General features: G+C 37.4%; 22 protein-coding genes and 1 other annotated feature. Of the genes, 4 read left to right on the forward strand and 18 right to left on the reverse strand.

Going from position 1 to position 26,471, the window contains the following annotated elements; translation table 11 throughout:
- Nucleotides 1-182 precede the first annotated feature (182 nt).
- Together cls and mecA are read right to left on the reverse strand one after the other, a co-directional pair.
- Nucleotides 183-1,694: a cardiolipin synthase gene (gene cls / locus ACFQRG_RS08890; RefSeq protein WP_380965528.1), complete on the reverse strand. Its 1,512-nt coding sequence runs from the start codon at nucleotides 1,692-1,694 to the stop codon at nucleotides 183-185.
- A 381-nt stretch (nucleotides 1,695-2,075) separates the two neighbouring features.
- Nucleotides 2,076-2,783, reverse strand: a complete 708-nt coding sequence (mecA, locus tag ACFQRG_RS08895; protein WP_380965529.1) for an adaptor protein MecA — start codon at nucleotides 2,781-2,783, stop codon at nucleotides 2,076-2,078.
- A 294-nt stretch (nucleotides 2,784-3,077) separates the two neighbouring features.
- Here mecA and ACFQRG_RS08900 point away from each other — a divergent pair, with 294 nt between their 5' ends.
- A complete protein-coding gene (locus ACFQRG_RS08900) occupies nucleotides 3,078-3,761 on the forward strand; it encodes a TerC family protein (RefSeq protein ID WP_380965530.1) in 684 nt (227 codons plus the stop codon).
- A gap of 56 nt (nucleotides 3,762-3,817) precedes the next feature.
- Here the strand turns inward: ACFQRG_RS08900 and spxA are convergent, their stop codons facing one another.
- From spxA to ACFQRG_RS08915, 3 genes are all read right to left on the reverse strand, one after another.
- Nucleotides 3,818-4,213 (reverse strand): transcriptional regulator SpxA, encoded by a 396-nt coding sequence (spxA, locus tag ACFQRG_RS08905; RefSeq protein WP_380965531.1) that lies wholly within the window; start codon nucleotides 4,211-4,213, stop codon nucleotides 3,818-3,820.
- A gap of 458 nt (nucleotides 4,214-4,671) precedes the next feature.
- Nucleotides 4,672-5,250, reverse strand: a complete 579-nt coding sequence (locus ACFQRG_RS08910) for a GNAT family N-acetyltransferase (protein ID WP_380965532.1) — start codon at nucleotides 5,248-5,250, stop codon at nucleotides 4,672-4,674.
- A gap of 353 nt (nucleotides 5,251-5,603) precedes the next feature.
- A complete protein-coding gene (locus ACFQRG_RS08915; RefSeq protein ID WP_380965533.1) occupies nucleotides 5,604-6,194 on the reverse strand; it encodes a TlpA disulfide reductase family protein in 591 nt (196 codons plus the stop codon).
- A gap of 127 nt (nucleotides 6,195-6,321) precedes the next feature.
- On the opposite strand from ACFQRG_RS08915, the gene ACFQRG_RS08920 reads away from it, so the two are divergent.
- Nucleotides 6,322-6,510: a hypothetical protein gene (locus tag ACFQRG_RS08920; RefSeq protein ID WP_380965534.1), complete on the forward strand. Its 189-nt coding sequence runs from the start codon at nucleotides 6,322-6,324 to the stop codon at nucleotides 6,508-6,510.
- Nucleotides 6,511-6,564: 54 nt separating this feature from the next.
- On the opposite strand, the gene ACFQRG_RS08925 is transcribed toward ACFQRG_RS08920, so the two are convergent.
- From ACFQRG_RS08925 to ACFQRG_RS08970, 10 genes are all read right to left on the reverse strand, one after another.
- The gene (locus ACFQRG_RS08925; protein ID WP_380965535.1) at nucleotides 6,565-7,563 is read right to left on the reverse strand and encodes an ABC transporter ATP-binding protein; all 999 of its coding nucleotides are present in this window, start codon (nucleotides 7,561-7,563) and stop codon (nucleotides 6,565-6,567) included.
- A complete protein-coding gene (locus ACFQRG_RS08930) occupies nucleotides 7,560-8,582 on the reverse strand; it encodes an ABC transporter ATP-binding protein (protein ID WP_380965536.1) in 1,023 nt (340 codons plus the stop codon). The genes ACFQRG_RS08925 and ACFQRG_RS08930 overlap by 4 nt, the downstream gene beginning before the upstream one ends.
- A 14-nt stretch (nucleotides 8,583-8,596) precedes the next feature.
- The gene (gene opp3C, locus ACFQRG_RS08935; RefSeq protein ID WP_380965537.1) at nucleotides 8,597-9,613 is read right to left on the reverse strand and encodes an oligopeptide ABC transporter permease; all 1,017 of its coding nucleotides are present in this window, start codon (nucleotides 9,611-9,613) and stop codon (nucleotides 8,597-8,599) included.
- Complete coding sequence (opp3b, locus tag ACFQRG_RS08940; RefSeq protein WP_380965538.1) at nucleotides 9,613-10,542, reverse strand: oligopeptide ABC transporter permease; 930 nt, start codon at nucleotides 10,540-10,542, stop codon at nucleotides 9,613-9,615. Before opp3b ends, opp3C begins: the two co-directional genes overlap by 1 nt.
- Before the next feature lie 183 nt (nucleotides 10,543-10,725).
- Nucleotides 10,726-12,420: a peptide ABC transporter substrate-binding protein gene (locus ACFQRG_RS08945; RefSeq protein ID WP_380965539.1), complete on the reverse strand. Its 1,695-nt coding sequence runs from the start codon at nucleotides 12,418-12,420 to the stop codon at nucleotides 10,726-10,728.
- Nucleotides 12,421-12,814: 394 nt separating this feature from the next.
- Complete coding sequence (locus ACFQRG_RS08950) at nucleotides 12,815-14,509, reverse strand: peptide ABC transporter substrate-binding protein (protein WP_380965540.1); 1,695 nt, start codon at nucleotides 14,507-14,509, stop codon at nucleotides 12,815-12,817.
- Between the two features lie 402 nt (nucleotides 14,510-14,911).
- Nucleotides 14,912-16,600 carry a peptide ABC transporter substrate-binding protein gene (locus tag ACFQRG_RS08955; RefSeq protein WP_380965541.1) on the reverse strand — a complete coding sequence of 563 codons (1,689 nt, stop codon included), beginning with the start codon at nucleotides 16,598-16,600 and terminating at the stop codon, nucleotides 14,912-14,914.
- Nucleotides 16,601-16,999: 399 nt separating this feature from the next.
- A complete protein-coding gene (locus ACFQRG_RS08960; RefSeq protein WP_380965542.1) occupies nucleotides 17,000-18,685 on the reverse strand; it encodes a peptide ABC transporter substrate-binding protein in 1,686 nt (561 codons plus the stop codon).
- 240 nt (nucleotides 18,686-18,925) lie between these two features.
- Nucleotides 18,926-20,605, reverse strand: a complete 1,680-nt coding sequence (locus tag ACFQRG_RS08965) for a peptide ABC transporter substrate-binding protein (protein ID WP_380965543.1) — start codon at nucleotides 20,603-20,605, stop codon at nucleotides 18,926-18,928.
- Nucleotides 20,606-20,768: 163 nt separating this feature from the next.
- Nucleotides 20,769-22,457: a peptide ABC transporter substrate-binding protein gene (locus ACFQRG_RS08970; RefSeq protein ID WP_380965544.1), complete on the reverse strand. Its 1,689-nt coding sequence runs from the start codon at nucleotides 22,455-22,457 to the stop codon at nucleotides 20,769-20,771.
- Between the two features lie 191 nt (nucleotides 22,458-22,648).
- Here ACFQRG_RS08970 and ACFQRG_RS08975 point away from each other — a divergent pair, with 191 nt between their 5' ends.
- Together ACFQRG_RS08975 and trpS are read left to right on the forward strand one after the other, a co-directional pair.
- A complete protein-coding gene (locus tag ACFQRG_RS08975; protein ID WP_380965545.1) occupies nucleotides 22,649-23,041 on the forward strand; it encodes a DUF3899 domain-containing protein in 393 nt (130 codons plus the stop codon).
- Between the two features lie 43 nt (nucleotides 23,042-23,084).
- Nucleotides 23,085-23,313: a binding site (T-box leader), on the forward strand.
- 209 nt (nucleotides 23,314-23,522) lie between these two features.
- Complete coding sequence (gene trpS / locus ACFQRG_RS08980; RefSeq protein WP_380965546.1) at nucleotides 23,523-24,509, forward strand: tryptophan--tRNA ligase; 987 nt, start codon at nucleotides 23,523-23,525, stop codon at nucleotides 24,507-24,509.
- A gap of 99 nt (nucleotides 24,510-24,608) precedes the next feature.
- On the opposite strand, the gene ACFQRG_RS08985 is transcribed toward trpS, so the two are convergent.
- From ACFQRG_RS08985 to ACFQRG_RS08995, 3 genes are all read right to left on the reverse strand, one after another.
- Nucleotides 24,609-25,199: a Uma2 family endonuclease gene (locus tag ACFQRG_RS08985; RefSeq protein ID WP_380965547.1), complete on the reverse strand. Its 591-nt coding sequence runs from the start codon at nucleotides 25,197-25,199 to the stop codon at nucleotides 24,609-24,611.
- A gap of 143 nt (nucleotides 25,200-25,342) precedes the next feature.
- Nucleotides 25,343-26,095, reverse strand: a complete 753-nt coding sequence (locus tag ACFQRG_RS08990) for a DUF3603 family protein (protein ID WP_380965548.1) — start codon at nucleotides 26,093-26,095, stop codon at nucleotides 25,343-25,345.
- A gap of 108 nt (nucleotides 26,096-26,203) precedes the next feature.
- Nucleotides 26,204-26,410, reverse strand: a complete 207-nt coding sequence (locus tag ACFQRG_RS08995; protein WP_380965549.1) for a YuzI family membrane protein — start codon at nucleotides 26,408-26,410, stop codon at nucleotides 26,204-26,206.
- Nucleotides 26,411-26,471: the final 61 nt, after the last annotated feature.

The raw sequence follows: 26,471 nt of genomic DNA on the forward strand, positions 1-26,471 counted from the left end.
TGCATATACACGTAACTCCTATCCTTCTCTTGTTTCTGGACAATTCAAGTGTAAAGGATTAAGGAGCTTGCGTGTATTTTTTTGTTTTAATTTTTCTCATACCCCAACAAATATTATAGAGCCAAAACTAAAACAAAAAGAGACAGCCGCAGCTGCCTCAATCAAATAAAAAAAGATTAATATTATAATAGCGGTGATAGCAATCTGGATGTTGATTCAACGACTCTTGTAATGATCGGCCGCTTTTTGAATGATTCATAGTCAATTTCGGTTGCGCGTTCAAGATCGTTTATAAAATCGGCAACGAGTTGGATTGTACTATCTGTACGATAAAGAAACGCATTCACTTCAAAATTCAGATGGAAGCTTCTCATATCCATATTCGATGTCCCAATTGAAGCTAATTCATGATCAACGATGATCACTTTGCTGTGCATAAACCCGTCCCGATACTCATAGATCTTAACCCCGGCTTCTAATAAATCAGGAAAGTATGAATGAGAAGCATAGAAAACAATCCGTTTATCCGGCCGGAACGGGACAAGAATTTTAACGTCGATACCGCTCAAAGCAGCTATCTTTAACGCACTTAAAATATCATCGTCCGGAATGAGGTACGGTGAGGCCACCCAAATAGATCGTTTTGCGGAAACAATCATTGAGAAAAATAGACTCTTAATAACTTCCCACTCACTATACGGCGATGAGGCAACCATTTGACAAGCACCGTGATGTGCGCCTTCCACCGGTTTTACATCAAAATAAACACTGTCAGTCTTTGCTTCCCCGGTCATGATATACCAATCTTGGAGAAAAATTGTCTGAAGACTTCTTACCGCTTCACCGCGGACGAGTAAATGAGTATCACGCCAAAAACCAAAAGTAGGGTTTTTGCCAAGATACTCATCACCTATATTAAGGCCGCCCATAAATCCTACATTTCCGTCGATAACAACGATTTTCCGGTGATTACGGAAATTCATCCTATGATTAATAATAGGCAAGCTCACTGGGAAAAATGGCACCGTTTCGACGCCCGCTTTATTTAACTCCCGGACGTATTTCTTTTTGAGCATCCAGCTTCCAACAGCATCATATAAAAAACGGACCTCGACGCCCTGTTTCGCCTTTTCAATCAGAAGGTCCTTTAGTAAATTGCCTATCTCATCATTTCGGACAATATAATATTCCAAATGAATATGATGCTTAGCTTTTTTTATTTCTTGCAAGATCTCTTTAAAGGTTTGCTTGCCATTTGTCAGCACCTTTGTCTCAGTGCCAAAAGAAACAGGGTATTGACCCATCTCTTCGGCAAGATGAATCAATGTCTGCTGATGGTCACCCATCAATTGCCGCTTATCCTGATTTATCTCTCTTGATGAAGCGGCAATATCATTGAATTGCTGGTCCTCCAAAAAAGTCCGCTTCCTAAAAAGTCTGCGCTTCCGATAACTTTGCCCAAAAGCAATATATAAAATAAAACCTACAATTGGAAAAAGGGCCAGGACCATTAACCATGAGATTGTTTTGGAAGGCTGGCGATTCTCAAGAAAGATTACTATGCCTATAAGGATCACTGTCAACGATAATCCAACATTTAAAGTACCTAACACCCATTTTTGCCAATCCTTAATAAATAATAATAATATTAGTGCCAGCAATGTTAGGAATAAAATTTGAATTGATCTTTTCATGGAAAAAGCGTCTCCTTAAATGTTCTAAGAATAAGATACTTCTACAGAAAAGCCCTATTGTAGGGTAGCACACTTCTTATGAACTAGTAAAGAAAACTTGCCGATTGGCAAGTTTAGAAGACATAGACAGAGAAGCTGCAACTTGAAAATGCTTCAGCTTGGCTTTACGAAGAAAAGCAGCGTCATTCCGTAAATAATCAACAGCCCCGTTAGTACAAAAATATCCCCTTATACCGGCCTAAAATCAGCCCATGCATGGCATCATAATCCCCAATTTATACCAAAGATGCAAAAAAATTAATCCAAACCTCATTCTTTATTACCATCTCATTAAACTGTCAAACCCATAAAAAAATCGGTTTCTCATAAACGAGAAACCGATCAGGATTGGATCGGGAAGTGTTTTCTTATTGTTGAAAGGGCATTTTCGGGGAGAACGATTTTACCGTATTCTTCAATGAAATGAACTGTACGGCTCGTTTCAAAGCCATACTCTAAGATACAGCTCAAACGATTATCTTGTTCACGTTCACTTAGCTCACTTGAAAGCGTAATGTTCAAGTAATACTCATCATTATAAGCATATAAGGCGGTCTCAATAGACGGATGATCTTGGAATTCATGACTCAGTGAAATGACATCTTCAAAATCATGGAAACCGATTAAAAATGAAAGATCCTCGTCTGGTTCATAATCATCTGAATCGTTATCGACTGGCGTTTCATCCTCTTCATCAGCTTTGTCCAATTGAAAATGCTGATTAATTAATTCCTCCAAACCTTCACTAACAGGAATATCAAGATGTTTATCTTCAGATATAGGCAACTCCAGCTTGGAACCGTCTTGAGAAAGCTGTGCGCGTGTAACAATAATTTCAATACCTTTATCTAAAGCTTGAACTTGTATCCATAGGGGGCCGTCCATAGAAAATGATTCTTGGTAATAGGCTTCATCCATGATTTCCCAGAAAAATTCTTCTCCTCTTTCCCGGTTATACCAGATTTCTTCACGATCAAACCCGCGGTCTTCTATATCTATATAGCTAATAAAAAATTTCAACGTATACTCATTGACACGTTCTATGTCCATATAAATCTCTCCCTCCGAATAATGTAAACTAACGGGAGCGACCTTCTTATTAAAAAAAGGCAACAGTATTTTATCTCTTACTTCCATTGTATGATAAATAGTAATGGAATGAAATAAAAATAACAAGTATTTAAAAATAATCCGCCAATGTCCTTTTTCTTCCTTATTAAATAAGTCCCTTTACATTATAACTACCCAGAATCAAACGTAAATAAAACATATACCCGGCTTAGTCATTTTTCAGGACAAGACCGCATATGCTGAATCTAGACACATGAAAGGGGCATATATAGTATGGAATCCGAACAACAACTACTTTTTGCCATCTTAAATATTATTTTGATTGACATTATCCTTGGCGGTGATAATGCCGTTGTCATTGCCCTTGCCTGCCGCAGATTACCTGAAAAGCAAAGAAACAGGGCTATCATTCTTGGCACAGGATTAGCTGTAGTTGTGCGAATTACACTGACAGCAATTATGGTATCATTGCTTAAGATCCCTTATTTACTTTTTATCGGAGGTATTTTCCTCGTCTATATTGCCCTTAAGCTTGTCATTGATAAAGATGACGGTATGAATATAAAAGCTGGTACATCACTTTTTTCCGCTGTCAGGACCATTGTTTTGGCTGACATTGTTATGGGACTGGACAATGTTCTTGGGATTGCCGGCGCATCTCACGGCCATCTCAGTCTTGTTTTAATTGGATTATTAATCTCGGTTCCTATAATTATATGGGGCAGCAAAATAATCTTGACTGCTATAGAACATATTCCAGGATTAATTTATATTGGAGGCGCAGTTCTCGCCTATACGGCTTCAAGCATGATTATTGGAGAACCTAAACTGAATGAATTTTTTGCAGATTATCCTCAAATAAAAACACCTTTAACCGCTGCCCTTATTGTCGGCGTTTTAATTGTCGGCTGGATCGTTAACCATTCAAACTCAAAAGATGTTAACCACCGTATATAATGGCTATTGAAAAATAAAAGGCACCTTTTCTTATCTGAAAAGGTGCTTTTTAAAATTTAATTGACTAATCTTTGAGCTTCTTGGAGTTCAAAGTTACGAACTTTCCTTGGTAAGAAACGGCGGATTTCATCATCGTTGTATCCCACTTGTAGCCTTTTCTCATCAATCATAATCGGACGTCTTAAAAGTCCTGGATTTTTCTTAATTAGTTCATAAAGATCTTGAAGGGGCATAGCGTCTAGCTGTATGTTCAATTCCTGAAATGCCTTAGAACGTGTTGATATAATTTCGTCAGTACCATCTTCCGTCATACGAAGAATACTTTTAATTTCTTCAATAGACAAGGATTCTGCAAAAATATTGCGCTCTTTAAACGCTATGTCATGTTCTTTAAGCCAAGCTTTAGCTTTACGACATGATGTGCAGCTTGGTGATGTATATAAAGTGACCATTTATTCAACCCCCTTAAAGGAACGTCACTCGAAAAGCACTTAATCACTTTATAGACGATATTTCAAAGGTCCGGAAAAGCAACCTCATATGAAACATCTAATTATAATATTATTATATAATAATATTTCTAATTTGACCAGTGCCTCTTTCATATGGTTCGTTTTATAAATTCATTTTTGGGATACCCTTTTTAAAAAGTTTTCAAACCACTTATTTTTAAAAAACCCGCCGTTTTTTTTAAACAAAAGTAAGAGGATCTCACCAAGAGATCCTCTTATGCAGGAGTTTTGGTTTGTGAAGCCGGTGGTGATTCAGTTTGTTTCGGTTTTGGCTGCCATTGACCCAATTGTTTCTTCAACCATTCTTTTAACGCATGTCTACGTTTACGCTTAATTTCTTTGGGTTTCACAACTCACCGCCTCCTTTTCATAGCACCGGCCGCAAACTTATTTTGAAGTCAGTCATTATTGAACTCAAGTATATTTTCATCCTTATCCTTAACAATTGTCAATACTTCATTGACATGTTGGTAGGACTTACCATACAATTCTTTATCTTTATAGGTATGAATTTCCTTATAAGTCTTTTTCATTTTCTCTAATATACTTTCTTCAGATTCATTGGTCGGCGACCAGTACAAAATTTCCATCTCATTAACCTCATTGGTTGCCAAACTCCGCCGCCTATATCCAATAGACACAGCATGCTTAAAGCCTTCCCTTTTATAAAAACGCAGCCGTTTTTCCGAATCAGTGTCTTCATAATCAATAGGTTCCACTTCTAAGATAATCGGCTTGCCATGTTTTTTGAGCTTTTCTATTAGCTTATGTCCTATACCTTTTCCGCGTGATTTTGCTGAAACATAAAGGTAATCAATAAATAAGAAGTCATTGGTTTCAACATACATAAGTACATGATACGGACCTTCATCTTTGTGATACATATCCGCTTTTTCTTTTAATAAAAGTTCCATGTGCTCCTGAGATTTCATTTCTTCGATTGGAAAGTATTCACTCAATTTTTCGTACCAGTTCATCCCTCGACCTCTCTTTTTTTAATTATTATGCATCAATGCTTCTCATAATATGAGAAGTTGACACACACTGTTACTTTATATTTCACCGATTGGTAAAATATAAACCTGTTTTTTATTCTGCAGGGGTTATTTCAAAAAAAGAGAAGTCAAGGTTAGTCGTTTTTGGCTTAAGTCTGAATGGTGCTGAGGTGAAATAGCAGATTAAAACTTCGTGTTGAACATGAACATTTAAAGAGAAGGTTCATATCTATATTTTATACTATTTTCAGAAAGTTGTCAATTAACCTTCGAATAAACACCATTCTTTAGGATTAAGCTTTCAACGGCGAAATTATTTTATATTTTACGAAGTATTATTGCGGAAGCCAATTCTGTATATCTTTTGTTGTTACAACGCCGCGAAATGTTTTTATAATCCGCCCATACGGATCTATTAGAAATGAAGTCGGGATGCCAAACACGTGATAATCTTTTTTTACTTTGCCCTTTTTATCAAGAAGAACCGGAAATGTTATTGGATTTTTTACTAAATAGTTTTGAACAGCTTTAGCAGAGGTTTCTTCAGTCGTCATATTAACAGCGAGAATTTGCAATTGACTATTTGAATACTTTTGACTGATTTTTTGCAATGATACCATATCTTCTTGACACTCCTTGCACCACGTTGTCCATACATTGACGAGAACGGACTGACCGCGGTATTCATGAAGGTCTATCATTTGATTTTCTGTATCGGGAAGTTTAAAAGGCGGCGCTTTTACAAAAGCATGATTGTTAAAAATTTCATCTTTACCCTTAGCTGTATGCTGCTTTGTTTTATGAGCAGATTGATCTATTTTATTTGTTGTAATATCTATTACTGAGAGAACAGAAAACCCAAAGACTGCAAAAAAGATTACAAAAATTGTACACTTTATTATTTTTTTATTAAAATGATCAATCAATTAGATCCTTCCTTTATAATAGACCTTGTCCTTATCTTTATATTTATGCAAAAACTTGCGATCTATGCTTGTTAGTTTCTATGTAAGCTCTGTTCACTGCGAAATGTTTCGAAAGGATGTTTAAGGATTGATACATAAAATTAGAGCAACATTAACTGTACTAGTTATCCTTTTAGTGATTTCAATTTTGTCCCAATATTTTATCGGCGGATTTAGCCGTTATATTATTGAAGTCTTACTTTGGTTAACCATTATCGTTTATATTATATATCTCTTTACTAAGAAGAAGCTTAATCATAAAGATAATGAAAAATAGAAAAAGGTCATCTGGCAATTTGCCAGGTGACCTTTTCTTTCACAATAAACGAGATTATTTATTTGAACCGCTTTTGTATTCATCATCATAAAGGTGACAGGCGACCCAGTGTCCTTTGCGCGCCTCTTGCCATCTCGGTTCCACTTGTGCGCATATATCCATAGCATGCGGACAACGTGTTCTAAAACGGCAACCGCTTGGTGGACTGATTGGACTCGGAACATCACCTTCAAGAATAATACGTTCGCGACTGCGTTCGACTTCAGGATCAGCAACAGGTATCGCTGAAAGTAAGGCTTGTGTATAAGGATGGAGCGCATGTTCATAAAGCTCATCACTATTGGCAAGCTCCGCCATATGTCCAAGATACATAACCCCTACCCGGTCGCTGATATGCTGAACCATAGATAAATCATGGGCAATAAAGAGATAGGTTAATCCATGTTTATCTTGCAGTTCTTGCAATAAGTTAACGACTTGCGCCTGAATGGAAACATCTAATGCTGATATCGGTTCGTCAGCAATAATAAATTCAGGATCTACCGCTAACGCTCTTGCAATACCGATTCTTTGTCTTTGCCCGCCGCTGAACTCGTGGGGATAGCGGTTAGCATGTTCCCTGTTCAGGCCGACGGTTTCAAGCAGTTGATAAACTCTTTCATTTCGTTCTTTATTGGATTTGGCCAGTCCATGAATATCAATGCCTTCAGCGATAATATCTTTAACTGTCATTCTTGGATTTAATGAAGCATATGGATCTTGGAAGATCATTTGCATCTTTCTATTAAACTTCTTCAATTCCTTTTTTGATTTCTTGCCATGAATATCTTCACCGTTAAAAAGTACTTTGCCGTCTGTCGCATCATATAATCTAATAATGGTACGGCCTGTTGTTGACTTACCGCAGCCGGACTCACCGACAAGACCTAACGTTTCGCCTTTATAAATATCAAAGCTGACATCATCAACGGCCTTTAACACAGCTTTAGGGCCAACTTTAAAATATCTTTTTAAATTCTTAACTTCTAATAGTTTTTCTTTCGTTGCTGTCATGATTTTGTCCCCCCTACCCCAATTGTTTCGGGTGGTTCAACTTTAGGTGCCCTGTCATCTAACAGCCAGCACGCCGTTTTTTGTGTCTCTGATAGATTTGTATATTCCGGCATGATTTCAACACAAGCCTTCATAGCATATGGACAACGCGGTGCAAAAGGGCATCCTTTTGGCGGATCGGACAAATCCGGAGGCGTCCCTGGAATAGCCAACAATTTTTCACTATTATTATGAATTTTCGGCATCGAAGAGAGTAATCCCCAAGTATATGGGTGCTTTGGTTTGTAGAAAATTTCATCAACAGTTCCTGTTTCAACTATTCTGCCGCCATACATAACTGCTACACGCTGAGCCATGTTTGCCACAACACCTAAGTCGTGAGTGATTAATATAATTGATGTATGCATTTTCTCTTGCAGATCCTTCATTAGATCCAAGATTTGTGCTTGAATCGTAACATCAAGAGCCGTTGTCGGTTCATCCGCAATTAAAATTTTTGGATTGCAAGCCAAGGCAATCGCAATAACAACTCTTTGTCTCATCCCTCCAGAGAATTGGTGGGGATATTGCTTAAGTCTCGCCTCAGGATTTGGAATGCCTACGAGATCAAGAAGTTTCACAGCACGTTCTCTCGCTTGCTGTTTGTTCATATTTTGATGCTTCCTTAATCCTTCCATTATCTGTGCACCAATCGTCATTGTCGGATTCAATGCTGTCATTGGATCTTGGAAGATCATCGAAATCTCTGAACCTCTGATTTTATGCATGTTCTTTTCGGAATACTTAACAAGGTCTTTCCCTTCAAAAAGGATTTCTCCTGATTTGAATCGGCCTGGCGGGTGTGGAATTAATTTCATAATCGCTTTTGATGTTACCGATTTACCTGACCCGGACTCACCTACAATGGCAAGTGTCTCACCTTTTTTCAGTGTTAAGTTAACACCGCGCACAGCTTGCACTTCACCGCTGAATGTATCAAATGATATCTTCAAGTCTTTGATTTCTAGTATATTTTCCAAATTCTCCACCCCCTCTATTTTCTTTGTTTTGGATCAAATGCATCGCGTAAGCCGTCACCAAGCAAGTTGAACGCAATAAGCAGCAAGCTGATCACAACGGCAGGCCATAGCACTTGGAATGGGAATATTTGCAACGATTGGAAGCCATCGTTGATTAAAGTTCCGAGTGAAGCTTTCGGTACAGGAATCCCGAGTCCAATAAAACTTAAAAAGGCTTCAAAGAAAATCGCGTTTGGAACGGTGAACATCGTGGTAATAATAATTTGACCGAGTGAATTTGGCAATAAATGTTTTAAAATCAGTCTTTTATGACCAGCGCCTAATGTCCGGGATGCCAAAACATATTCATTTCCTTTAAGCTTTAATATTTGCCCCCGGACGATACGGGCCATTGTTGTCCAGCCGGTAATAACCATCGCGATAATTATTGAAACAATCCCCGGCTTCAGTACCATAATTGCCAGAATGAGAATAATTAATTGCGGAATACCCATCAGCACTTCAATAATCCGCTGCATGATATTATCAACACGTCCGCCAAAGTAAGCAGAGATACCGCCGTAAGCAACACCGATCACCAAATCAATGATTGCCGCGGCAAAAGCGATAAACAGTGAAATTTGTGTTCCTTTCCAAATTCTTGTCCATTGGTCGCGGCCAAATTTATCAGTGCCTAACCAAAAATCTGCCTTAATATTTTTGGCTTTGTATTGATCAATGCCATTGCTGTCAATCCCATCAAAGGGCAGCCAATGAACATCTGCAAGAAAAGGAATCTTCGGCGGTAAATTAGCCCGGCTTAAATCTTGATCATCATAACCGTATTTATTCATCATCGGGCCAAAAATCGCCATAATGATAAGAAGAACTATAACAACAGCACTGACGACAGCTGCTTTGTTTTTGGCAAGCCGACGCATCGCATCTTTCCAGAAACTAGTACTTTCGCCCGCGATTTCTTCGTTTTTGCTGGCATCTATTTCAGCTGGCTGAAACATATCTTCAGTTAATTCTCTGTTAGTGATAGCCATTATGATTCACCCCCAGCTAAACGAATTCTTGGATCAATAATGCCGTATAAAATATCTACAATAAAAATAATGAGAATGAACATTGCACTAAACATAATTGTCGTTCCCATGATCATTGGGTAGTCGTTCGTTACAATTGAAGATACGAACTGTTCACCGATACCCGGGATGGCAAAGATTTGCTCGATAACCAGAGAACCTGTTATGATTGCAACAGCTAATGGACCTAATATTGTGATAACTGGGATTAACGCATTCCTGATTGAGTGTTTAACAACAATACTCGCATTATTAACACCCTTTGCCTTGGCAGTTGTAATATAATCAGAACCCATAACCTCAATCATTTCTGTCCTCATAAACCTTGCAACAGTGGCGATAACCGACATCGACAATGAGAGTGCGGGTAAAATGTGATTCTGCGGCCCGTCCCAATAACCAACCGGCAGCCAGCCAAGCTTAACGGCTATCCAATATTGCAGCAGTCCGGCAAAGATAAATGAAGGAATTGAAATACCCAGAATTGCTAGAATACTAGCTCCATAATCCCAAAACGTATTATGCTTCAGTCCTGCCAAAATACCTAATAGTATACCAACTATAGCGCCAAATATTAAGGCCTCTGTACCTAAAGTAGCTGAAACAGGCAATTTTTCTTTTAGGATTTCAGTTACCGGCCTTCCATCATATTGGAACGAAAGCCCTAAATCACCTCTGAGCATATTTCCAACATAATCCACAAATTGTACTGCGACTGGTCTGTCTAAACCGTATTTATGGTTCATAATTGCAATTTGTTCCGGAGAAAGCTTTTGTTGGTTTCTGTATGGTGTTCCCGGCAGCAGTTGCATTGTCAAGAAAGTCAGGGCGACAATAACAAAGAATGTCACGATCATATAACCTAATCGTTGTAAGATATATCGACCCATTTCGACAGCACCTCCTATTTTTCTCGTAATTTATATTTTCTATTTAGTTTTCACCAAAGTCAATACATACAGCAGATTAACAATAGATTAAATTTTCTATCTATTAATTTATACAAAAGGGAGTATATGTGTAAATCCAACATATACTCCCTCCTCTTTAGTAAAAATTCATTGGGCTATATTTTAATGTTTTAAAATTTTAGCATTCAGGAATCCGGTCCTAGCTCCAAAGGCAGGATATTCAAGCCCTTTAACATACGGTTTAATAGCATGAGCGACACCTTCTTGGAATAGAGGTACAATGGCTTGATCCTTTTCAATTAACAATTTTTCAGCCTCTTGCATCTTGTTCCAGCGTTTTTGCGGCTCCGCACCTAAATTATTAGCTTCTTCAATTAATTTATCAAACTTTTTATCGGAGTAACTCATACTGTTTTGTGGATTATCTGTTGTCCATAAGTCTAAGAAAGTCATTGGATCAACATAATCAGGATTCCAACCGCTGTTGGCCATTTCATAATTGCCGGAGTTTAAAAGTTTTAAGTAATTGCCCCATGGCTGTTTGTTAACAGTCACATTTACTCCCGGCAAGTTCTTCTCTATTTGATTAGCAATATATTCATTTTGTTTTGTTGATTTATCAGAATCCTGAGCCATTAATTCAAGTTTAAGTGATTTAATACCTAATTCTTTCTTGCCTTTTTCCCAAAGCTTTTTGGCTTCTTTTGGATTGTAGCCATTAAATCCGTTTGGCGCATAACTTCTGAAATCTTTACCATCCGGTCCCTTAGCAAAATCTTTTGGCACAATATAATTAGCAGGTATAGAACCATCGCCAAGTAAAGAATCTGTCATACTCTTACGGTCAATAGACATGCTAATCGCTTTTCTGATATTCGCATTCTTAAGTGCAGGATTTTTCTTTTCATTTAGATACAGAAAGAAAGTTCCTGACTGTAAGGAAGTATGAAACTCATCTTTCTTGTTTTTATATTGATTTACAAAAGCTGAGTCAAGCGCTGGACTTGCGTCTAACTTTCCAGCGTTATATAAGTTAACTCCTGTCGACACTTGCTTGAGAACTTTAACATTAACTTGATCAAGAGAAATGTTTTTAGCATTCCAATATTGCTTATTCTTTTCTAGTGTCCAGCCGGAACCGTGATTCCATTTTGTTAATTTAAATGGTCCGTTAAACAACAGGTTCTGTGGTTCTTGCCCAAGCTTATCTCCCTGTTTTTCAGCAAATTCTTTCTTTTGCGGCAGGAAAGAGGCGTTTGCCATAAGGCTGATGAAAAATGGTGTCGGCTTTTCAAGTGTTACTTGTAATGTATGATCGTCCAAAGCTTTAACGCCTAACTGATCAACTTTACCAAACAAAGGACTGTTTTTATCCTCAATTTTTGCAGCGTTTTTAATGTTGGCTGATGAAAAAATAAATGCGTATTGTGAAGCTGTTTTTGGATCAACCATTTTTCTCCAAGCATAAACAAAATCATTTGCAGTTACCGGTGAACCGTCAGACCATTTTGCGTCCTTACGAAGCTTAAAGGTATATGTCTTCTTGTCGCTGCTTACTTTTGGCATGGACTCTGCCATATCTGGCTGCGGCTGTAATTTATCATTCATTCGCATTAGTCCAGATGTAATATAATTTAGATATGTAGATGATACATTATCGGTAATTTTCGTCCAGTTTAACGACGGAATATCTGCGTTCTCAGAAATGTTTAAAACTTGTTTGTCTGCAAGCTGTCCATTACCCTCGCTACTTTTGTTACCGCTTTCATCTTTTTTGCCACTGCTGCATCCAGCAAGAACTATACTCAGAACTAAGATGAGCGATAGAAGAATTGGCCATTTTGCTTTTCTTCTCATACAAGTGCGACCCCCTCATGATGTAAAAATAATTAATAAATTCTAGATGCGATCTCTCAATTTTTCCAAAATTATTGCTGAGCCCATCTACACTGATAATTATACAAATAAATTAGCTATTTTTCACTATTTTTTTTAATTGCAAGAAGGGAAACCTTAGTATTATTACAAAAACTTAATATAAATTAGGTCTTTTGAACTATGGTATTTCTTTTATCCTTTGCTTTTTTGCATTAAAGCGGGACTGTCTTACCGATTAAAGATGAAATATATCGAAAAATGATGAAAATCGGGTCTATTCACGCTACCATGCCATTTTTAAAAGATAGTTTAAAAAATAGCCATGTTCTCCTTAAGTGAATGAAGAGAACATGGCTTGAAAAACTATATCGATTTAATGATTTAATATTTTAGCATGCGTGAAGTCAAATCGGGCACCAAAAGCCGGATAATAAAGTCCTTTAACAAACGGCTTAATAGCATGAGCTTGACCTTCTTGGAATAACGGAATAATCGCTTGATCTTTTTCTATTAATAATTTTTCAGCTTCCTGCATTTTTTCCCAGCGTTTTTGCGGCTGTGCTCCTAAATTTTTTGCTTCTACAATTAGTTTGTCAAATTTAGGATCAGAGTAACTCATATGGCTTTGCTGGCTTTCTGTTGTCCATATATCTAAGAATGTCATAGGGTCAACATAGTCAGGAATCCAACCGCTGTTAGCCAAATCATATTTTTGCGCCATTTGCAGTTTTAAATAGTTATTCCACGGTTGCTTATTAACAGTCACTTTTAGACCAGGCAAGTGTTTTTCTAATTGATTGGCAATATATTCGTTCTGCTTAACAATGGCATCACTATCTTGACCCATAAGGTCAAGCTTTAACGATTTGATACCAACCTCTTTTTTGCCTTTTTCCCAAAGCTTTTTAGCTTCTTTTGGATTATAACCATTAAATCCATTTGGTGCATAGCTTCTAAAATCTTTACCATCAGGGCCTTTGGCAAAATCCTTCGGTACAACATAATTTGCTGGTATTGAACCATCATTCATTAAAATTTTCGTTAAGCTTTTGCGGTCAATCGCCATGCTTAGAGCTTTACGAATATTAGCATTTTTAAGCGCAGGATTTGTTTTCTCATTTACATAAAGGAAAAAGGTAGCTGACATTAATGATTGATGAAATTCGTCCTTTTTATTTTTAAATTGGTTAACAAACTCCCCACTTAACCCGCCGGTTGCATCTAATTTGCCGGTATTATACAAGTTAACACCTGTAGAGGCTTGTTTGACAATGTGAACGTTAACCTTTTTTATGGTTATATCCTTCGCATCCCAATATTTATCATTTTTCTCAAGTGTTAGACTTGAACCATGATCCCATTTCGTTAATTTAAATGGACCATTGAATAATAAATTTTCAGGCTCTTGGCCCAATTTATCACCTTGTTTTTCAACAAAAGATTTCTTTTGTGGCAAGAAAGATGCATTAGCTATAATACTTATGAAATATGGTGTTGGTTTTTCAAGAGTCACCTGTAATGTATGATCATCAATGGCTTTTACACCTAATTGATCAACTTTACCAAATAAAGGGCTGTTTTTGTCATCAATTTTTGCGGCATTTTTAATATTGGCTGAAGCAAAGATAAATGAGTATGGTGACGCTGTTTTTGGATCAACCATTGTACGCCAGGCATAAACAAAATCATTTGCAGTTACAGGTGAACCGTCAGACCATTTAGCATTTTTGCGAAGTTTAAATGTATAAGTCTTTTTATCCTTGCTTACTTTTGGCATTGAGTCAGCAATATCCGGCTTTACCTTTAAATTAGCATCCAATCTCATTAATCCTGCTTGTAAATAATTAAGATATGTTGATGATGTATTATCATTTACCTTTTCAAAATTTAATGATGGCACATCACCATTATCCATAATGTCTAAAACTTGTTTGTCAGCAAGCTGGTCTTTGCCCCCGCCTTTGCTGTCACTGCTGCTGCTTTTGCTGCCGTTGCTGCACGCAGCAAGAAGCATACTCATCACCAGAATGAGTGAAAGAAGAATTGACCATTTTGTTTTTCTCCTCATACACATGACCTCCCTTTATAATTAGAAATAATCAATAAATACAGATGTGATTTTGTGAATTATTCGAAAATTATGTACAAAATCCATCTGCCTTCTATATGAATAATTATACAAATAAAATAGACTCTTTCCACAATTATTTTATATTTAAAAAGAGAAATCCCTTGATTATTACAAAAAGTTGATATAAAACAGGACTTTTCGACTATTCCTATTATAGAAATTTGATACTTTTACATTTTAATGCGGGACTGTTTTACCGTTATTAAGTAACTATGTAAAAAAACACAAACAAATGACTAGCCGTGCTGAACTATGTCACTATATAAAAATATAACTATAGTGAATCGTATCAACACGGCTAAATGTAAAGATATTAACTTTTTATTATCTCTTAATCAATCAATGTTTTAATACTTCAGCATGTGTCCAATCCATATCAAAGCCGAATGGCGGGTAAGTCAATCCTTTAACATATGGTTTAGTCACAAAAGCATTAGCTCTTTGGTAAAGCGGGATGACAGCTGTATCTTTTTCCAGTAACAGTTTTTCAGCTTGTTGCATTTTTTCCCAGCGTTTTTGCGGTTCTCCACCAAGATTCTTGGCTTCGTCAATTAACTGATCATATTTCTTATCAGAGTAACCCATTCTATTCATGGTATTACCTGTTGTCCACATATCTAGGAATGTCATTGGATCTTTGTAATCTGGTGACCAGCCGCTAATTGACATTTGATATTTACCAGCAGTCTCAAGCTTCAAATATTGACCCCATGGTTGTTTGTTGACGGTGACATTTATGCCAGGTAAATTCTTTTCAATTTGGTTAGCAATATATTCAGTAATTTTAACTGATTTGTCTTGATCTTGTGTCATCAATTCTAGATTCAAAGACTTGATACCGAGTTCTTTCTTTGCTTCTTCCCATAGTTTCTTTGCTTGCTTCTTATCAGCAACATTGTAACCATTTGGAGCTGTACTTCTAAAGTCTTTGCCGTCTGGACCCTTAGCAAAATCTTTTGGTACGATATATTTTGCTCCAACAGATCCGTCTTGAATCAAGTCTTTTGCCATCGCATCACGGTCAATAGATCCATATATGGCTTTACGTACTTTGTCGTTTTTAAAAGCAGGTACTTTGTCCTGATTTAAGCGAATAAAGTAAGTTGCTGCTAATAATGAAGTATGGAAATCCGGTTTGCCCTTGAATTGACTAACAAATTCTGAATCAATCAATGTTGAATCCAGCTTACCAGTATTATACAAGTTTACTGCTGTTGATTTTTGTTTAAGGACTTTAACATTGACTTTATCAATATGAATATTTTTGGCATTCCAATATTTATCATTCTTCTTAAAGGAGAACCCTGAACCGTGGTTCCAACTAGTCATAATGTATGGACCGTTAGATAATAAGTCTTTTGGTTCTTGTCCTAAATTTTTTCCTTCTTTTTCAACAAAATCTTTCTTTTGCGGTATAAACTGTGCACCACACAACGAACTAAGGAAGAATGGTGTTGGCTTATCGAGTGTAACTTGTAATGTCTTATCATCAAGTGCTTTAACGCCCAGCTGATCAACTTTACCAAATAATGGGCTCTTTTTGTCATCAATTTTTGCGGCGTTTTTAATATTGACTGATGCAAAGATAAAGGCGTATTGCGATGCTGTTTTCGGATCAACCATCTTACGCCAAGCGTAAACAAAGTCATTAGCAGTTACAGGAGATCCGTCAGACCATTTAACATCGTTACGAAGTTTAAATGTATAAGTCTTTTTATCCTTGCTGACTTTAGGCATGGATGCTGCCATATCAGGCTTCGGTTCCATATTTTGATCAAATCTCATTAAACCTGAAGTAACCATACTAATTGCTGTTGAAGAAGTTGTGTCGGTTATTTGAGTCCAGTCTAATGACGGAATATCTACTGGCTCCATCAGGTTAACTACTTGGTCTTTTGCTGGTCCTCCGTTTCCGCTGTCACTAGCTTTACTGCTCGTATCTTTGCTGCCGCTGGAACACGCAGCTAGAAATAGACTCATCACTAAGATGAGAGAAAGAAAAAGTGACCACTTCGCCTTTCTTTTCATTATCTTGTGACCTCCCTTTATTGATGTAAAAAAATAATAAATTCTGAGAAAGTTGCCTTATTTAATTTTCTGAATTATCTTTTGGAACCTTCTCTAAAAAATATTATACAAATAATATTCCTATTAATCACTCTTTTTTTTGTTGTTCTCTAAACAAACTCTTGGTAATATTGAAAAATCTGCTCAAAAAATAGGCCTTTATACCTAAGTTTGTTTGTCCTAATTTGTACTTTATCGCTTTAATATGTTATAACTTATCAATCTTTGTCTAAAGACTGTAAAACGTGTAATTTAAAGAATAAGGTCATGATGGTCACCTTAAATAGGAATTATCCAACATGACCTCTATAAAGATTATTCACTTCATTTAATATTAGCTTATTAGTTTTCAAGCATATCTTAATGTTTTAGTACTTTTGCATGTGTCCAGTCCATATCGAATCCGAATGGCGGGTAAATCATCCCTTTAACATATGGTTTAGCCAGATAGGCATTAGCTCTTTGATAGAGCGGAACGATGGCTGCATCTTTTTCTAGCAACAGTTTTTCAGCCTCTTGCATCTTCTCCCAGCGTTTTTGCGGTTCCGCGCCTAAATTATTCACTTCACCAATTAATTTATCATATTTAGGATCTGAATAACTCATTCTGTTCATGTCGCTATTTGTCGTCCACATATCTAAGAATGTTATTGGATCCAAAAAGTCAGGTGACCAGCCGCCGTTTTCCATTTGGTAATTGCCGCTGGATTCAAGTTTCAGGAAGTTCCCAAACGGCTGTTTATTTACGGTGACCTCCATACCAGGCAGGTTCTTTTCAAGCTGGTTAGCCACATATTCATTAGCTTTAACTGCCTTATCTGAATCTTGGGTCATCAATTCAAGTTTAAGAGATTTGATACCTAATTCTTTCTTTGCTTGTTCCCATAGTTTCCTTGCTTGTTGTTTATTTGCAACATCATAGCCGTTCGGTGCCGAACTTCTAAAGTCCTTACCGTCTGGACCTTTGACAAAATCTTTTGGTACAAGATATTTGGCTCCGACAGAACCATCCTTCATCAAATCTTTCGCCATCGTATCACGATCAATTGAACCATAGATGGCTTTACGGACTTTTTCGTTCTTAAACGCAGGCACTTTCCCTTGATTTAGCCGCAGGAAGTATGTAATCCCGACAAGAGAAGTATGGTAATCCGGTTTCCTTTTAAATTGATCAACGAAATCCGAGCTGATAGTCGTTGAATCCAATTTGCCGGTATTGTATAAGTTCACAGCTGTTGATACTTGTTTTATAACTTTTACATTGACTTTATCAATATGAATATTTTTGGCATTCCAATATTTATCGTTTTTCTTAAAAGACCACCCTGAGCCATGATTCCATTTAGATAAAATGTATGGTCCATTAAATAGCAGATTTTGAGGTTCCTGCCCCAGATTTTTTCCTTGTTTTTCAACAAAGTCTTTCTTCGCCGGCAAAAAGGAACTGCTTGGCAGCATACTTAAAAAATAAGGCGTTGGTTTTTCAAGTGTCACTTGTAAAGTCTTATCGTTAAGTGCTTTCACGCCTAATTGATCAACTTTGCCAAACAATGGACTCTTTTTATCTTCAATCTTTGCAGCATTTTTAATATTGGCGGATGCAAAGATGAACGCATATTGCGATGCTGTTTTCGGATCAACCATTTTACGCCAAGCATAGACAAAATCATTGGCAGTTACAGGAGTGCCGTCAGACCATTTGGCGTCATTGCGAATTTTAAATGTATAAACTTTTTTATCTTTGCTTACTTTAGGCATAGCTTGAGCCATATCAGGCTTTGGTTCCATATTCTGGTCAAAACGCATTAACCCTGAATTAACCATGCCGATGGCTGTTGATGAAACGGTGTCGGTAATTTGTGTCCAATTTAATGACGGTATATCTTGCGGCTCCGTTATGTTAAGGACCTGATCTTTCGCAAGCTCTCCTTTACCGCCGCTTGCTTTACCGCTCGTATCCTTGCTGCCGCTGGAACAAGCAGACAGAAATAGACTCATCACTAAGATGATTGATAGAAAAAGTAACCCTTTTGCTTTTACTTTCATACACATGACCTCCTCGTTTTAAAAAAGCGCTTACATTTACAGATATCATTTCGTTAATTTTTTGAATTGTAAGCGGAATATATCTTGATTGTAATTATACAAGATTAATATTGGCTTTTCACCAAATTTCTATTATTGAAAATTAATTAATGTTATTTCAAATTACAAAATAGAGCCATGCCGATTATTTTTCTTTTAACTGCTAAAGTAAAATAATCTAGCATAGCTCTTTGAAATGATTTAATGTTTTAATACCTCAGCATGTGTCCAGTCCACATTATATCCAAACGCCGGATAGGAAAGATTTTTGACGTACGGTTTGGTGAGATAAGCACGGCCTTCTTGATATAAAGGTATAATAGCTGCATCTTTTTCCAGCAGCAGTTTTTCTGCTTCCTGCATTTTTTTCCATCGTTTTTCCGGCTCTGCACCTAAGTTATGGATTTCTTTAATTAACTGATCATATTTCGGATCGGAGAAATGCTCTCTATTCGTCATTGGACTGTTTGAAACCCACAGATCCAAAAATGTCGATGGATCTTGATAGTCCGGGGCCCAGAAGTTACTGGACATTTGGTACCCGTCTGTTTTTTCCAGTTTCATAAAAGAACCCAGCGGCTGTTTGTTTAATGTAATGTTAATCCCCGGGAGATTTTTTTCAATTTGATTGGCAACATACTCATCGTATTTTTCATTGAGATCGTTATCTTTTGTCATGAGTGAAAGTTTAAGAGTTTTAATGCCTAATTCTTTTTGTGCTTGTTTCCAAAGCTTTTTCGCTTCTTGCTTGTCGGTATTTAGATAACCATTCGGTGCCGCGCTTCGGAAGTCTTTACCATCCGGCCCCTTAACAAAGTCTTTGGGAACAAGATAGTTTGCTGGGATTGCACCGTTATTAAGCAGGACCTTTGCCAATTTATTTCGATCAATTGACATATCAATCGCTTTGCGCAAGTTGACATTTTTAAATGCCGGGGCTTCTTTTTCATTTAATCTTAAGAAAAAGACTGTTGAGCCTAAAGATTTATGGAGTTGATCACTATTTTTAAATTGGTTAACGAAATCAGAGTTGATTTCTGCTGAATCGAGCTTGCCTGTGTTGTACAGGTTAACGGCTGTCGATGTATCTTTAATCACTTTTACGTTAACCTTATCAACATGAATATTTTTGGCATTCCAATATCTATTATTTTTTTCGAATGTCCATCCATCCCCATGCTTCCAACTTACGAGCTTATACGGGCCATTATAAACTAAATTGTTAACTTCTTGTCCGTATTTGCTGCCTTCTTTTTCCATATATCCTTTTTTCTCCGGCAGGAATGCGAAGAAAGCCATCATTCTCAGAAAATACGGTGTCGGCTTGTCCAATGTGACTTGTAAAGTATGTTCATCAAGAGCTTTTACACCTAACTGATCGACTTTACCGAACACTGGATCTTTTTGATCTTGGATTTTTGCGGCATTCTTAATATTGGCATCGGGAAAAATATAACCATATTGTGCTGCTGTTTTTGGATCATTCATTTTTTGCCATGCATAGACGAAGTCATCTGCTGTCACAGGTGATCCGTCAGACCATTTGGCATCCTTACGAAGCGTAAATGTGTAAGTCTTTTTATCTTTACTGACTTTAGGCATTGAAGCCGCCATATCGGGTACAGGTTCTAAATGTTGATTCAGGCGCATAAGACCAGATTTTACCGTGGCAATTGTGTCAACTGATGTTGCATCGGTGACTTGTGTCCAATTTAGTGATGGGATATCCTGCGGTTCCGTTAAGTTAAGCACTTGTTCTTTTTCCGGTGAATGACTTGCTTTACCGCTTGTATCTTTGCTGCTGCTTGAGCATGCGGCCAGAATCGTACCTATAACTAAAATTAGAACTAGTAAAAGCGGCCATTTTATTTTTGCTTTCATGGACTGACCTCCGTTAGCAGATGATTTTAGGTATTTAGACGCTAAAACTTACCGCGTTAAAGCGGTTTGATATTATCAAATTAAAGTAAACTCAAAGTATAAAACGAGCCACTATTGCATTAATGTAATTTTACAATGTGGCTCATTATAAATTTTCTAAACGCTAATGTTTTAATATCTCAGCGTGAGTCCAGTCCATGTCAAGACCAAAGTTTGGATAAAGCAGGCCTTTTACATATGGTTTGGTGATGATGGCGTTCCCTGCTTGATATAAAGGGACAATGGCTGCATCATCTTCCAGAAGCATTTTTTCAGCTTCATGCAGCTTTTCCCAACGTTTTTCAGGTTCTGCGCCTAAATTATTTGCTTCCTTAATCAATTTGTCGTATTTCGGATCATAGAATCCTTCTCTATTCGCTTGATTGTCTTTTGTCCACATATCTAAGAAAGTCATTGGATCTTGATAGTCCGGCACCCAGTTGTTGCTGGACATTTGGTAGTCTCCCGATTTTTCCTTTTTCAAGAAATTATTTTTTGGTTGTTTAGAGACTGTCACTGTAATACCAGGCAAGTTTTTCTCGATTTGGTTAGCAACATATTCATTATATTTTGTAGAGTTGTCGGAATCTTGGCTCATAAGGTCAAGCTTTAGTGTTTTGATGCCAAGTTCTTTTTTAGCTTTGTCCCAATATTTTTTCGCATCTTGTTTGTCGCCGATTGGGTAACCGTTTGGCTTTTCGCTTCTGAAATCTTTGCCGTCCGGACCTTTTGTAAAGTCTTTTGGTACGATGTAGGTTGCTGGTACAGAACCGTTGTTAAGCAATACTTTTGTCATATCTTTACGATCGATTGACGTATAGATGGCTTTGCGCAGATTTTTATTTTTAAATTGCGGTACTTTGTTTTCATTAAGCCGCAGGAAGTTAACAGGTGCTTGTAATACAGTATTCAGATCCTTCTTGCCTTTATATTGATTAACAAATTCCGAAGTGATCGTTGCTGAATCTAATTTGCCTGTGTTATACATATTGACGGCTGTTGCACCGTCCTTAATCACTTTGTAGTTTACTTGTTGAATATGGATATTTTTCGCGTTCCAATACTTATCATTTTTCTTATATGTCCACCCTTCCCCGTGCTGCCAGCTTGATAATACGTAAGGGCCGTTATAAAGAATGTTGTTAACCTCTTGACCATATTTCTTGCCTTGTTTTTCAACAAAATCTTTTTTAGCCGGCAAGAAGGCAAAGAAAGCTGTCAGACTTAAGAAATAAGGCGTCGGCTTGTCCAATGTCACTTGTAAGGTTTTATCATTTAGTGCTTTAACACCTAACTTATCGACCTTACCGAACATCGGATCTTTTGGATCTTGGATTTTTGCGGCATTTTTAATATTAGCGGTCGGGAAAATATATCCATATTGCGCCGCCGCTTTTGGATCATTCATTTTCCGCCAGGCATAGACGAAGTCATTCGCGGTCACAGGTGAACCGTCGGACCATTTGGCATCTTTGCGAATTTTGAATGTATAGACCTTTTTATCTTTGCTGACTTTGGGCATTCCAGCTGCCATGTCGGGCTTTGGTTTCAAATCTTGGTCCATTCGCATTAGCCCGGAACCAACCATACTTAAAACAGTTAATGAAGTGGTATCAGATGCTTGCGTCCAGTTAAGTGAAGGAATATCCTGTTCTGTTGTAAGGTTAAGCACTTGTTTCTTAGCAAGCTGCCCATTCCCATTACTGCTTGTGCCGCTTGTATCTTTAGTACCGCTGGAGCATGCGCTTAAAAATAAAGCTAATACTAAAACAAATGATAGAAGTAATGGCCATTTTACCCTTTTTCCCTTCATTAGCACGACCTCCCTAAAGGCAATTCTAAAAGTTATAACTTTAGTAATTTTTCGACAACCATTTGTAAAATCCTTCTTAATTTAAATACAAATGTATCGTTTCTTAATACATTTGTATCTTTAGATAGAACATCTGATGTTTTTAATGAATGTGTCAAATAATGTGGTATGATATTAGCGGAGGGAAACATATGACCGGTAATCAAAGTAATATGAAACGCTACATCATTGCTTTTTTCATAGAATGTTTATTGACTGTTCTTATAATGATTTTTTATTACCATAAATTTAATTTGCTATCATTTGTCAATGCTCTTTCTTTGACAGCCCTTATTTTATTAATTGTCGGTCTTATTGTTTGGATCGTTCAAGGCGGGTTTTTTGATGGATTTATTTTTGGATTCAAAATATTTAATCGTGCTTCAAGAAAGAGAAAAGCAGCCAAATTAGGTTTGGATGATTATGAGGCTGATGATGATCCGCGAATGTCCCAGCACTCAAAGTGGTCGATGAGTTTTCCGCTTATTATAATGAGTTTAATTTTCTTTGTTATCTCTTTTTTGCTGTCGTTTACGCTATTTTGATGTTTGCTTTTTTGTATGCATTTGGATATACTTAAAAAATAATATGAATGCGATGAGAAAGAAGAGTACACAGCCCTTAAGTTTCAAGAGAGTCTGCGGTGGTGGAATGCAGGCAGCGGAAAGCTGTGGAATGGGCTTTCGAGCACCAATCTGAACTTGCAGTAGGAATTGGCGTTATCCATGCGTTAAAATGGACCCGAATTTTTCGGACTAAGTGATTTCTGATGCTATAGAAATTATTAGGGTGGTACCGCGGTTCATTCGTCCCTTTAGACGGATGGGCCTTTTTTGCATTTTTACTGCGTTTCAAAAAGGAGGACAAACAGGGCCGAGAAGTTCGAGGCGCGGAAGCCGCGAGGATCGGAGCGTAGTCAATACCTACGTGAGAACCGGAGCGGCGACGCAACGAAGAAATTCGACAGCCATGTTTCCCGGACTTTTTGAACATCCTTTTAAAAGATTTTTAATGAGGTGATAATTTATGGCTACAATCTTTTCCGGTATTCAACCATCAGGAACACCAACATTGGGGAATTATCTTGGTGCTTTAAAACATTTTCCTGAACTTCAAGATGATAATGATTGTTATTTTTGTATTGTTGATCAGCATGCGATAACGGTGCCTCAAGATCGTTTAAAATTAAGAGAGAATATCCGCAGTCTTGCCGCTTTATATTTAGCATGCGGTATTGATCCGGAAAAATCTACATTGTTTATTCAATCAGAGGTTCCTGCACATGCTCAGCTCGCATGGATCTTACAATGTGTCAGCTATATTGGCGAGCTTGAAAGAATGACCCAGTTCAAAGATAAATCGCAAGGCAAAGACGGCGTTTCTGCTGGATTATTAACCTATCCGCCGTTGATGGCCGCTGATATTCTTTTATACGGTACGGATCTTGTACCAGTAGGCGAAGACCAAAAGCAGCACATGGAATTGACACGTAATCTTGCCGAACGTTTTAACAAAAAATATAATGATATTTTCACAATCCCGGAAGTTAGTATTCCTAAGGTCGGCGCAAGAATTATGTCGCTTGTCGACCCAACGAAGAAAATGAGCAAGTCGGCTGAAAACCAAAAATCATTTATCCTGATGATAGATGACGAAAAACAAATTACAAAGAAAATTAAGAGTGCGACAACTGATTCTGATCCGACTATCCGTTACGATAAAGAAAATAAACCGGGTATCTCTAATCTTCTCAGCATTTACTCGCTTTGCTCCGGGCGTTCAGTTGAACAGCTTGAAAAAGATTATCAAGGCAAAGGCTACGGTGAATTTAAAACAGATGTTGCAGAATCTGTCGTTAATACATTGAAGCCGATCCAAGAAAAGTATTATAACCTGCTTGAATCAGATAAGCTTGATGATATTCTTGATGAAGGTGCTGCCAAAGCGAACCGCGTTGCACAAAAAATGCTTAAAAAGGCCGAAAAAGCCATGGGACTTGGAAGAAAAAAATAACAGGTCTAATATAAGGGGTCTGACCCTGTGAACTGTGATAACTTATTATTTCTGGAACCGTTCAAAAAAGTACAGGCATTGAGCTTGTACTTTTTTTATTTATGCATTTGGAAGCTCAGGAAGGCTATTAATAATGTCGTTCATTGTGAAGGATATACAAGTCAGATTTTCCGAACAAATTGATTTATCTTCATCATAGACTTCTGCCAGTTCATATCTATCGTTATTCAAAACATATTGTTCAAGGATTGGGTAATTTGGGTCAACAATCCAATACTCGGGAATTCCGTAGTTTGCATAGACTTGAAGCTTACTTCCCCGATCTCTTTTTATAGATGATGGAGACAATACTTCCACAACTAAGTCGGGTGCTCCTTCAATACCGCGCTTTGTTATCATTTCTGCACGGCTGTTGTGTATCATAACGATATCAGGTTGACGCACTTCTTTTTCAGATAGAATCACATCGATCGGAGCATAAAGTAGAATATATTTGTTTTGACATGTCGATTCTAATTGACTTCCAAGAATTTTAGCAATGAGTTGATGTTTTGGAGCTGGTACCGGGGACATTAACTCCAGAACACCATTTGCGAGCTCATACCTTTTTCCGTCATCTGGCATTGCAGCGTAATCCGCATACGTCAAAGAATGCTCTTTAACCTGATTTTCCTGCTTTTTAGCTCCCATTAAATCACCTCTTTACATATATATTTTCTGTATTATAGCAAAAAGGTCCCCCTCTGTGAACTGTAGAACTTTAGCATGGTTGCTGCAACTGTCCGTTGCACAAAAAACAGCGGCACAAGTGTATGACCTGTGCCGCTGTTTTATTAATTTACCTTTGTACCATGTTCAAGTTCCCATATCTTTTCAAAATAGGCTTGTCCTTTAATCATCCGTTCACATACATCATAATGTTTTCTCGACCAGCCGTCCTTAACCTCATTAAAAAGTTTTTCCCATGCCTCGCTAAACGTCAATTTCTTACTTTCTTGATATTGCTTTGGAAACCACTCGGTATACCAATAGCGCATTTCCTCCAAACTGCCGGATGTTTGTAAATGGTCTAAAGCCATAAATAAAAGCTGTTTAAGTTGTCTTTCTTTTCTTGTTAATCCTGTCATCCAATCGGGATGGGGAGACATGATATGATACTCTTTAACCTTATCTGCTTCCTTAACAGGAATCTCATAATAAGTTGTTTCCAAATTCTCCGCTTTATCAAGAATCAGCTGTTCTTGTCTAGGAATCATTCTGCTTTTCCTTATAGGAACGGTGTATCCTAATGTATCAACGACTATGTGCCTTTCCCCGTCCGTTGCAATAAAACAATATTCAATGACTTCTCTTTGGTTATTTTTTCTTATGTAGCTTTGATTCCTGACGTCTTCCATCAGCTGAGAGGGCAAGTCCCGCAAATCATTTTCAATATAAGAAAATAATGATGTCGAAATCTTTACCAATGGGACTTGATCAAGCAGTTCGATAAAATCGTGCTTACGCCATTCATGAAACTCACAAACGTTATAACCATTCTCTTCACCTTCAAACCAATTGACCCATACATCTCCAATCAGTTCCATGCTGTTCGTCCCTCACTTTTTTAACAATGTTCTTCTATGGAAACAGTATGGTCAGTGATGAGTGAAATTATTCCATGAAGACAATACTTTTTATAATTAGGGAACATTTTACTTGTGTAGCGGAAAATAGATGCTGAACCAAATAAAGAAGACGCCAGCAAAGAATAAATAAGTCTCCATTCTTTGAGACATGAAGAAGAAGTATTCTGAAAAACCGTGTCCTGTTGTCATTATATTCAAGTAGGCAATAATACTAATTCCACCGGCAACTGCTAGTCCAAATCCTACTAAAAAAATAAAAAATCTAAACATCATGATACGGCGCTCCCCTGTAAATGACTTCCCTCCCAGCTGTGAGCTTGTCTTAGCTTGTCTA

Origin of the sequence: Scopulibacillus cellulosilyticus (genome assembly GCF_042665295.1) — a bacterium.
Classification (GTDB): domain Bacteria; phylum Bacillota; class Bacilli; order Bacillales; family Sporolactobacillaceae; genus Scopulibacillus_A; species Scopulibacillus_A cellulosilyticus.

Excerpts from the sequence above, each read along its gene's own strand:
- cls (WP_380965528.1), bottom strand. The coding sequence starts at position 1,694 with ATGAAAAGATCAATTCAAATTTTATTCCTAACATTGCTGGCACTAATA.
- mecA (WP_380965529.1), bottom strand. The coding sequence starts at position 2,783 with ATGGACATAGAACGTGTCAATGAGTATACGTTGAAATTTTTTATTAGC.
- ACFQRG_RS08900 (WP_380965530.1), top strand. The coding sequence starts at position 3,078 with ATGGAATCCGAACAACAACTACTTTTTGCCATCTTAAATATTATTTTG.
- spxA (WP_380965531.1), bottom strand. The coding sequence starts at position 4,213 with ATGGTCACTTTATATACATCACCAAGCTGCACATCATGTCGTAAAGCT.
- ACFQRG_RS08910 (WP_380965532.1), bottom strand. The coding sequence starts at position 5,250 with ATGAACTGGTACGAAAAATTGAGTGAATACTTTCCAATCGAAGAAATG.
- ACFQRG_RS08925 (WP_380965535.1), bottom strand. The coding sequence starts at position 7,563 with ATGACAGCAACGAAAGAAAAACTATTAGAAGTTAAGAATTTAAAAAGA.
- opp3C (WP_380965537.1), bottom strand. The coding sequence starts at position 9,613 with ATGGCTATCACTAACAGAGAATTAACTGAAGATATGTTTCAGCCAGCT.
- opp3b (WP_380965538.1), bottom strand. The coding sequence starts at position 10,542 with ATGGGTCGATATATCTTACAACGATTAGGTTATATGATCGTGACATTC.
- ACFQRG_RS08945 (WP_380965539.1), bottom strand. The coding sequence starts at position 12,420 with ATGAGAAGAAAAGCAAAATGGCCAATTCTTCTATCGCTCATCTTAGTT.
- ACFQRG_RS08950 (WP_380965540.1), bottom strand. The coding sequence starts at position 14,509 with ATGAGGAGAAAAACAAAATGGTCAATTCTTCTTTCACTCATTCTGGTG.
- ACFQRG_RS08955 (WP_380965541.1), bottom strand. The coding sequence starts at position 16,600 with ATGAAAAGAAAGGCGAAGTGGTCACTTTTTCTTTCTCTCATCTTAGTG.
- ACFQRG_RS08960 (WP_380965542.1), bottom strand. The coding sequence starts at position 18,685 with ATGAAAGTAAAAGCAAAAGGGTTACTTTTTCTATCAATCATCTTAGTG.
- ACFQRG_RS08965 (WP_380965543.1), bottom strand. The coding sequence starts at position 20,605 with ATGAAAGCAAAAATAAAATGGCCGCTTTTACTAGTTCTAATTTTAGTT.
- ACFQRG_RS08970 (WP_380965544.1), bottom strand. The coding sequence starts at position 22,457 with ATGAAGGGAAAAAGGGTAAAATGGCCATTACTTCTATCATTTGTTTTA.
- ACFQRG_RS08975 (WP_380965545.1), top strand. The coding sequence starts at position 22,649 with ATGACCGGTAATCAAAGTAATATGAAACGCTACATCATTGCTTTTTTC.
- trpS (WP_380965546.1), top strand. The coding sequence starts at position 23,523 with ATGGCTACAATCTTTTCCGGTATTCAACCATCAGGAACACCAACATTG.
- ACFQRG_RS08985 (WP_380965547.1), bottom strand. The coding sequence starts at position 25,199 with ATGGGAGCTAAAAAGCAGGAAAATCAGGTTAAAGAGCATTCTTTGACG.
- ACFQRG_RS08990 (WP_380965548.1), bottom strand. The coding sequence starts at position 26,095 with ATGGAACTGATTGGAGATGTATGGGTCAATTGGTTTGAAGGTGAAGAG.
- ACFQRG_RS08995 (WP_380965549.1), bottom strand. The coding sequence starts at position 26,410 with ATGATGTTTAGATTTTTTATTTTTTTAGTAGGATTTGGACTAGCAGTT.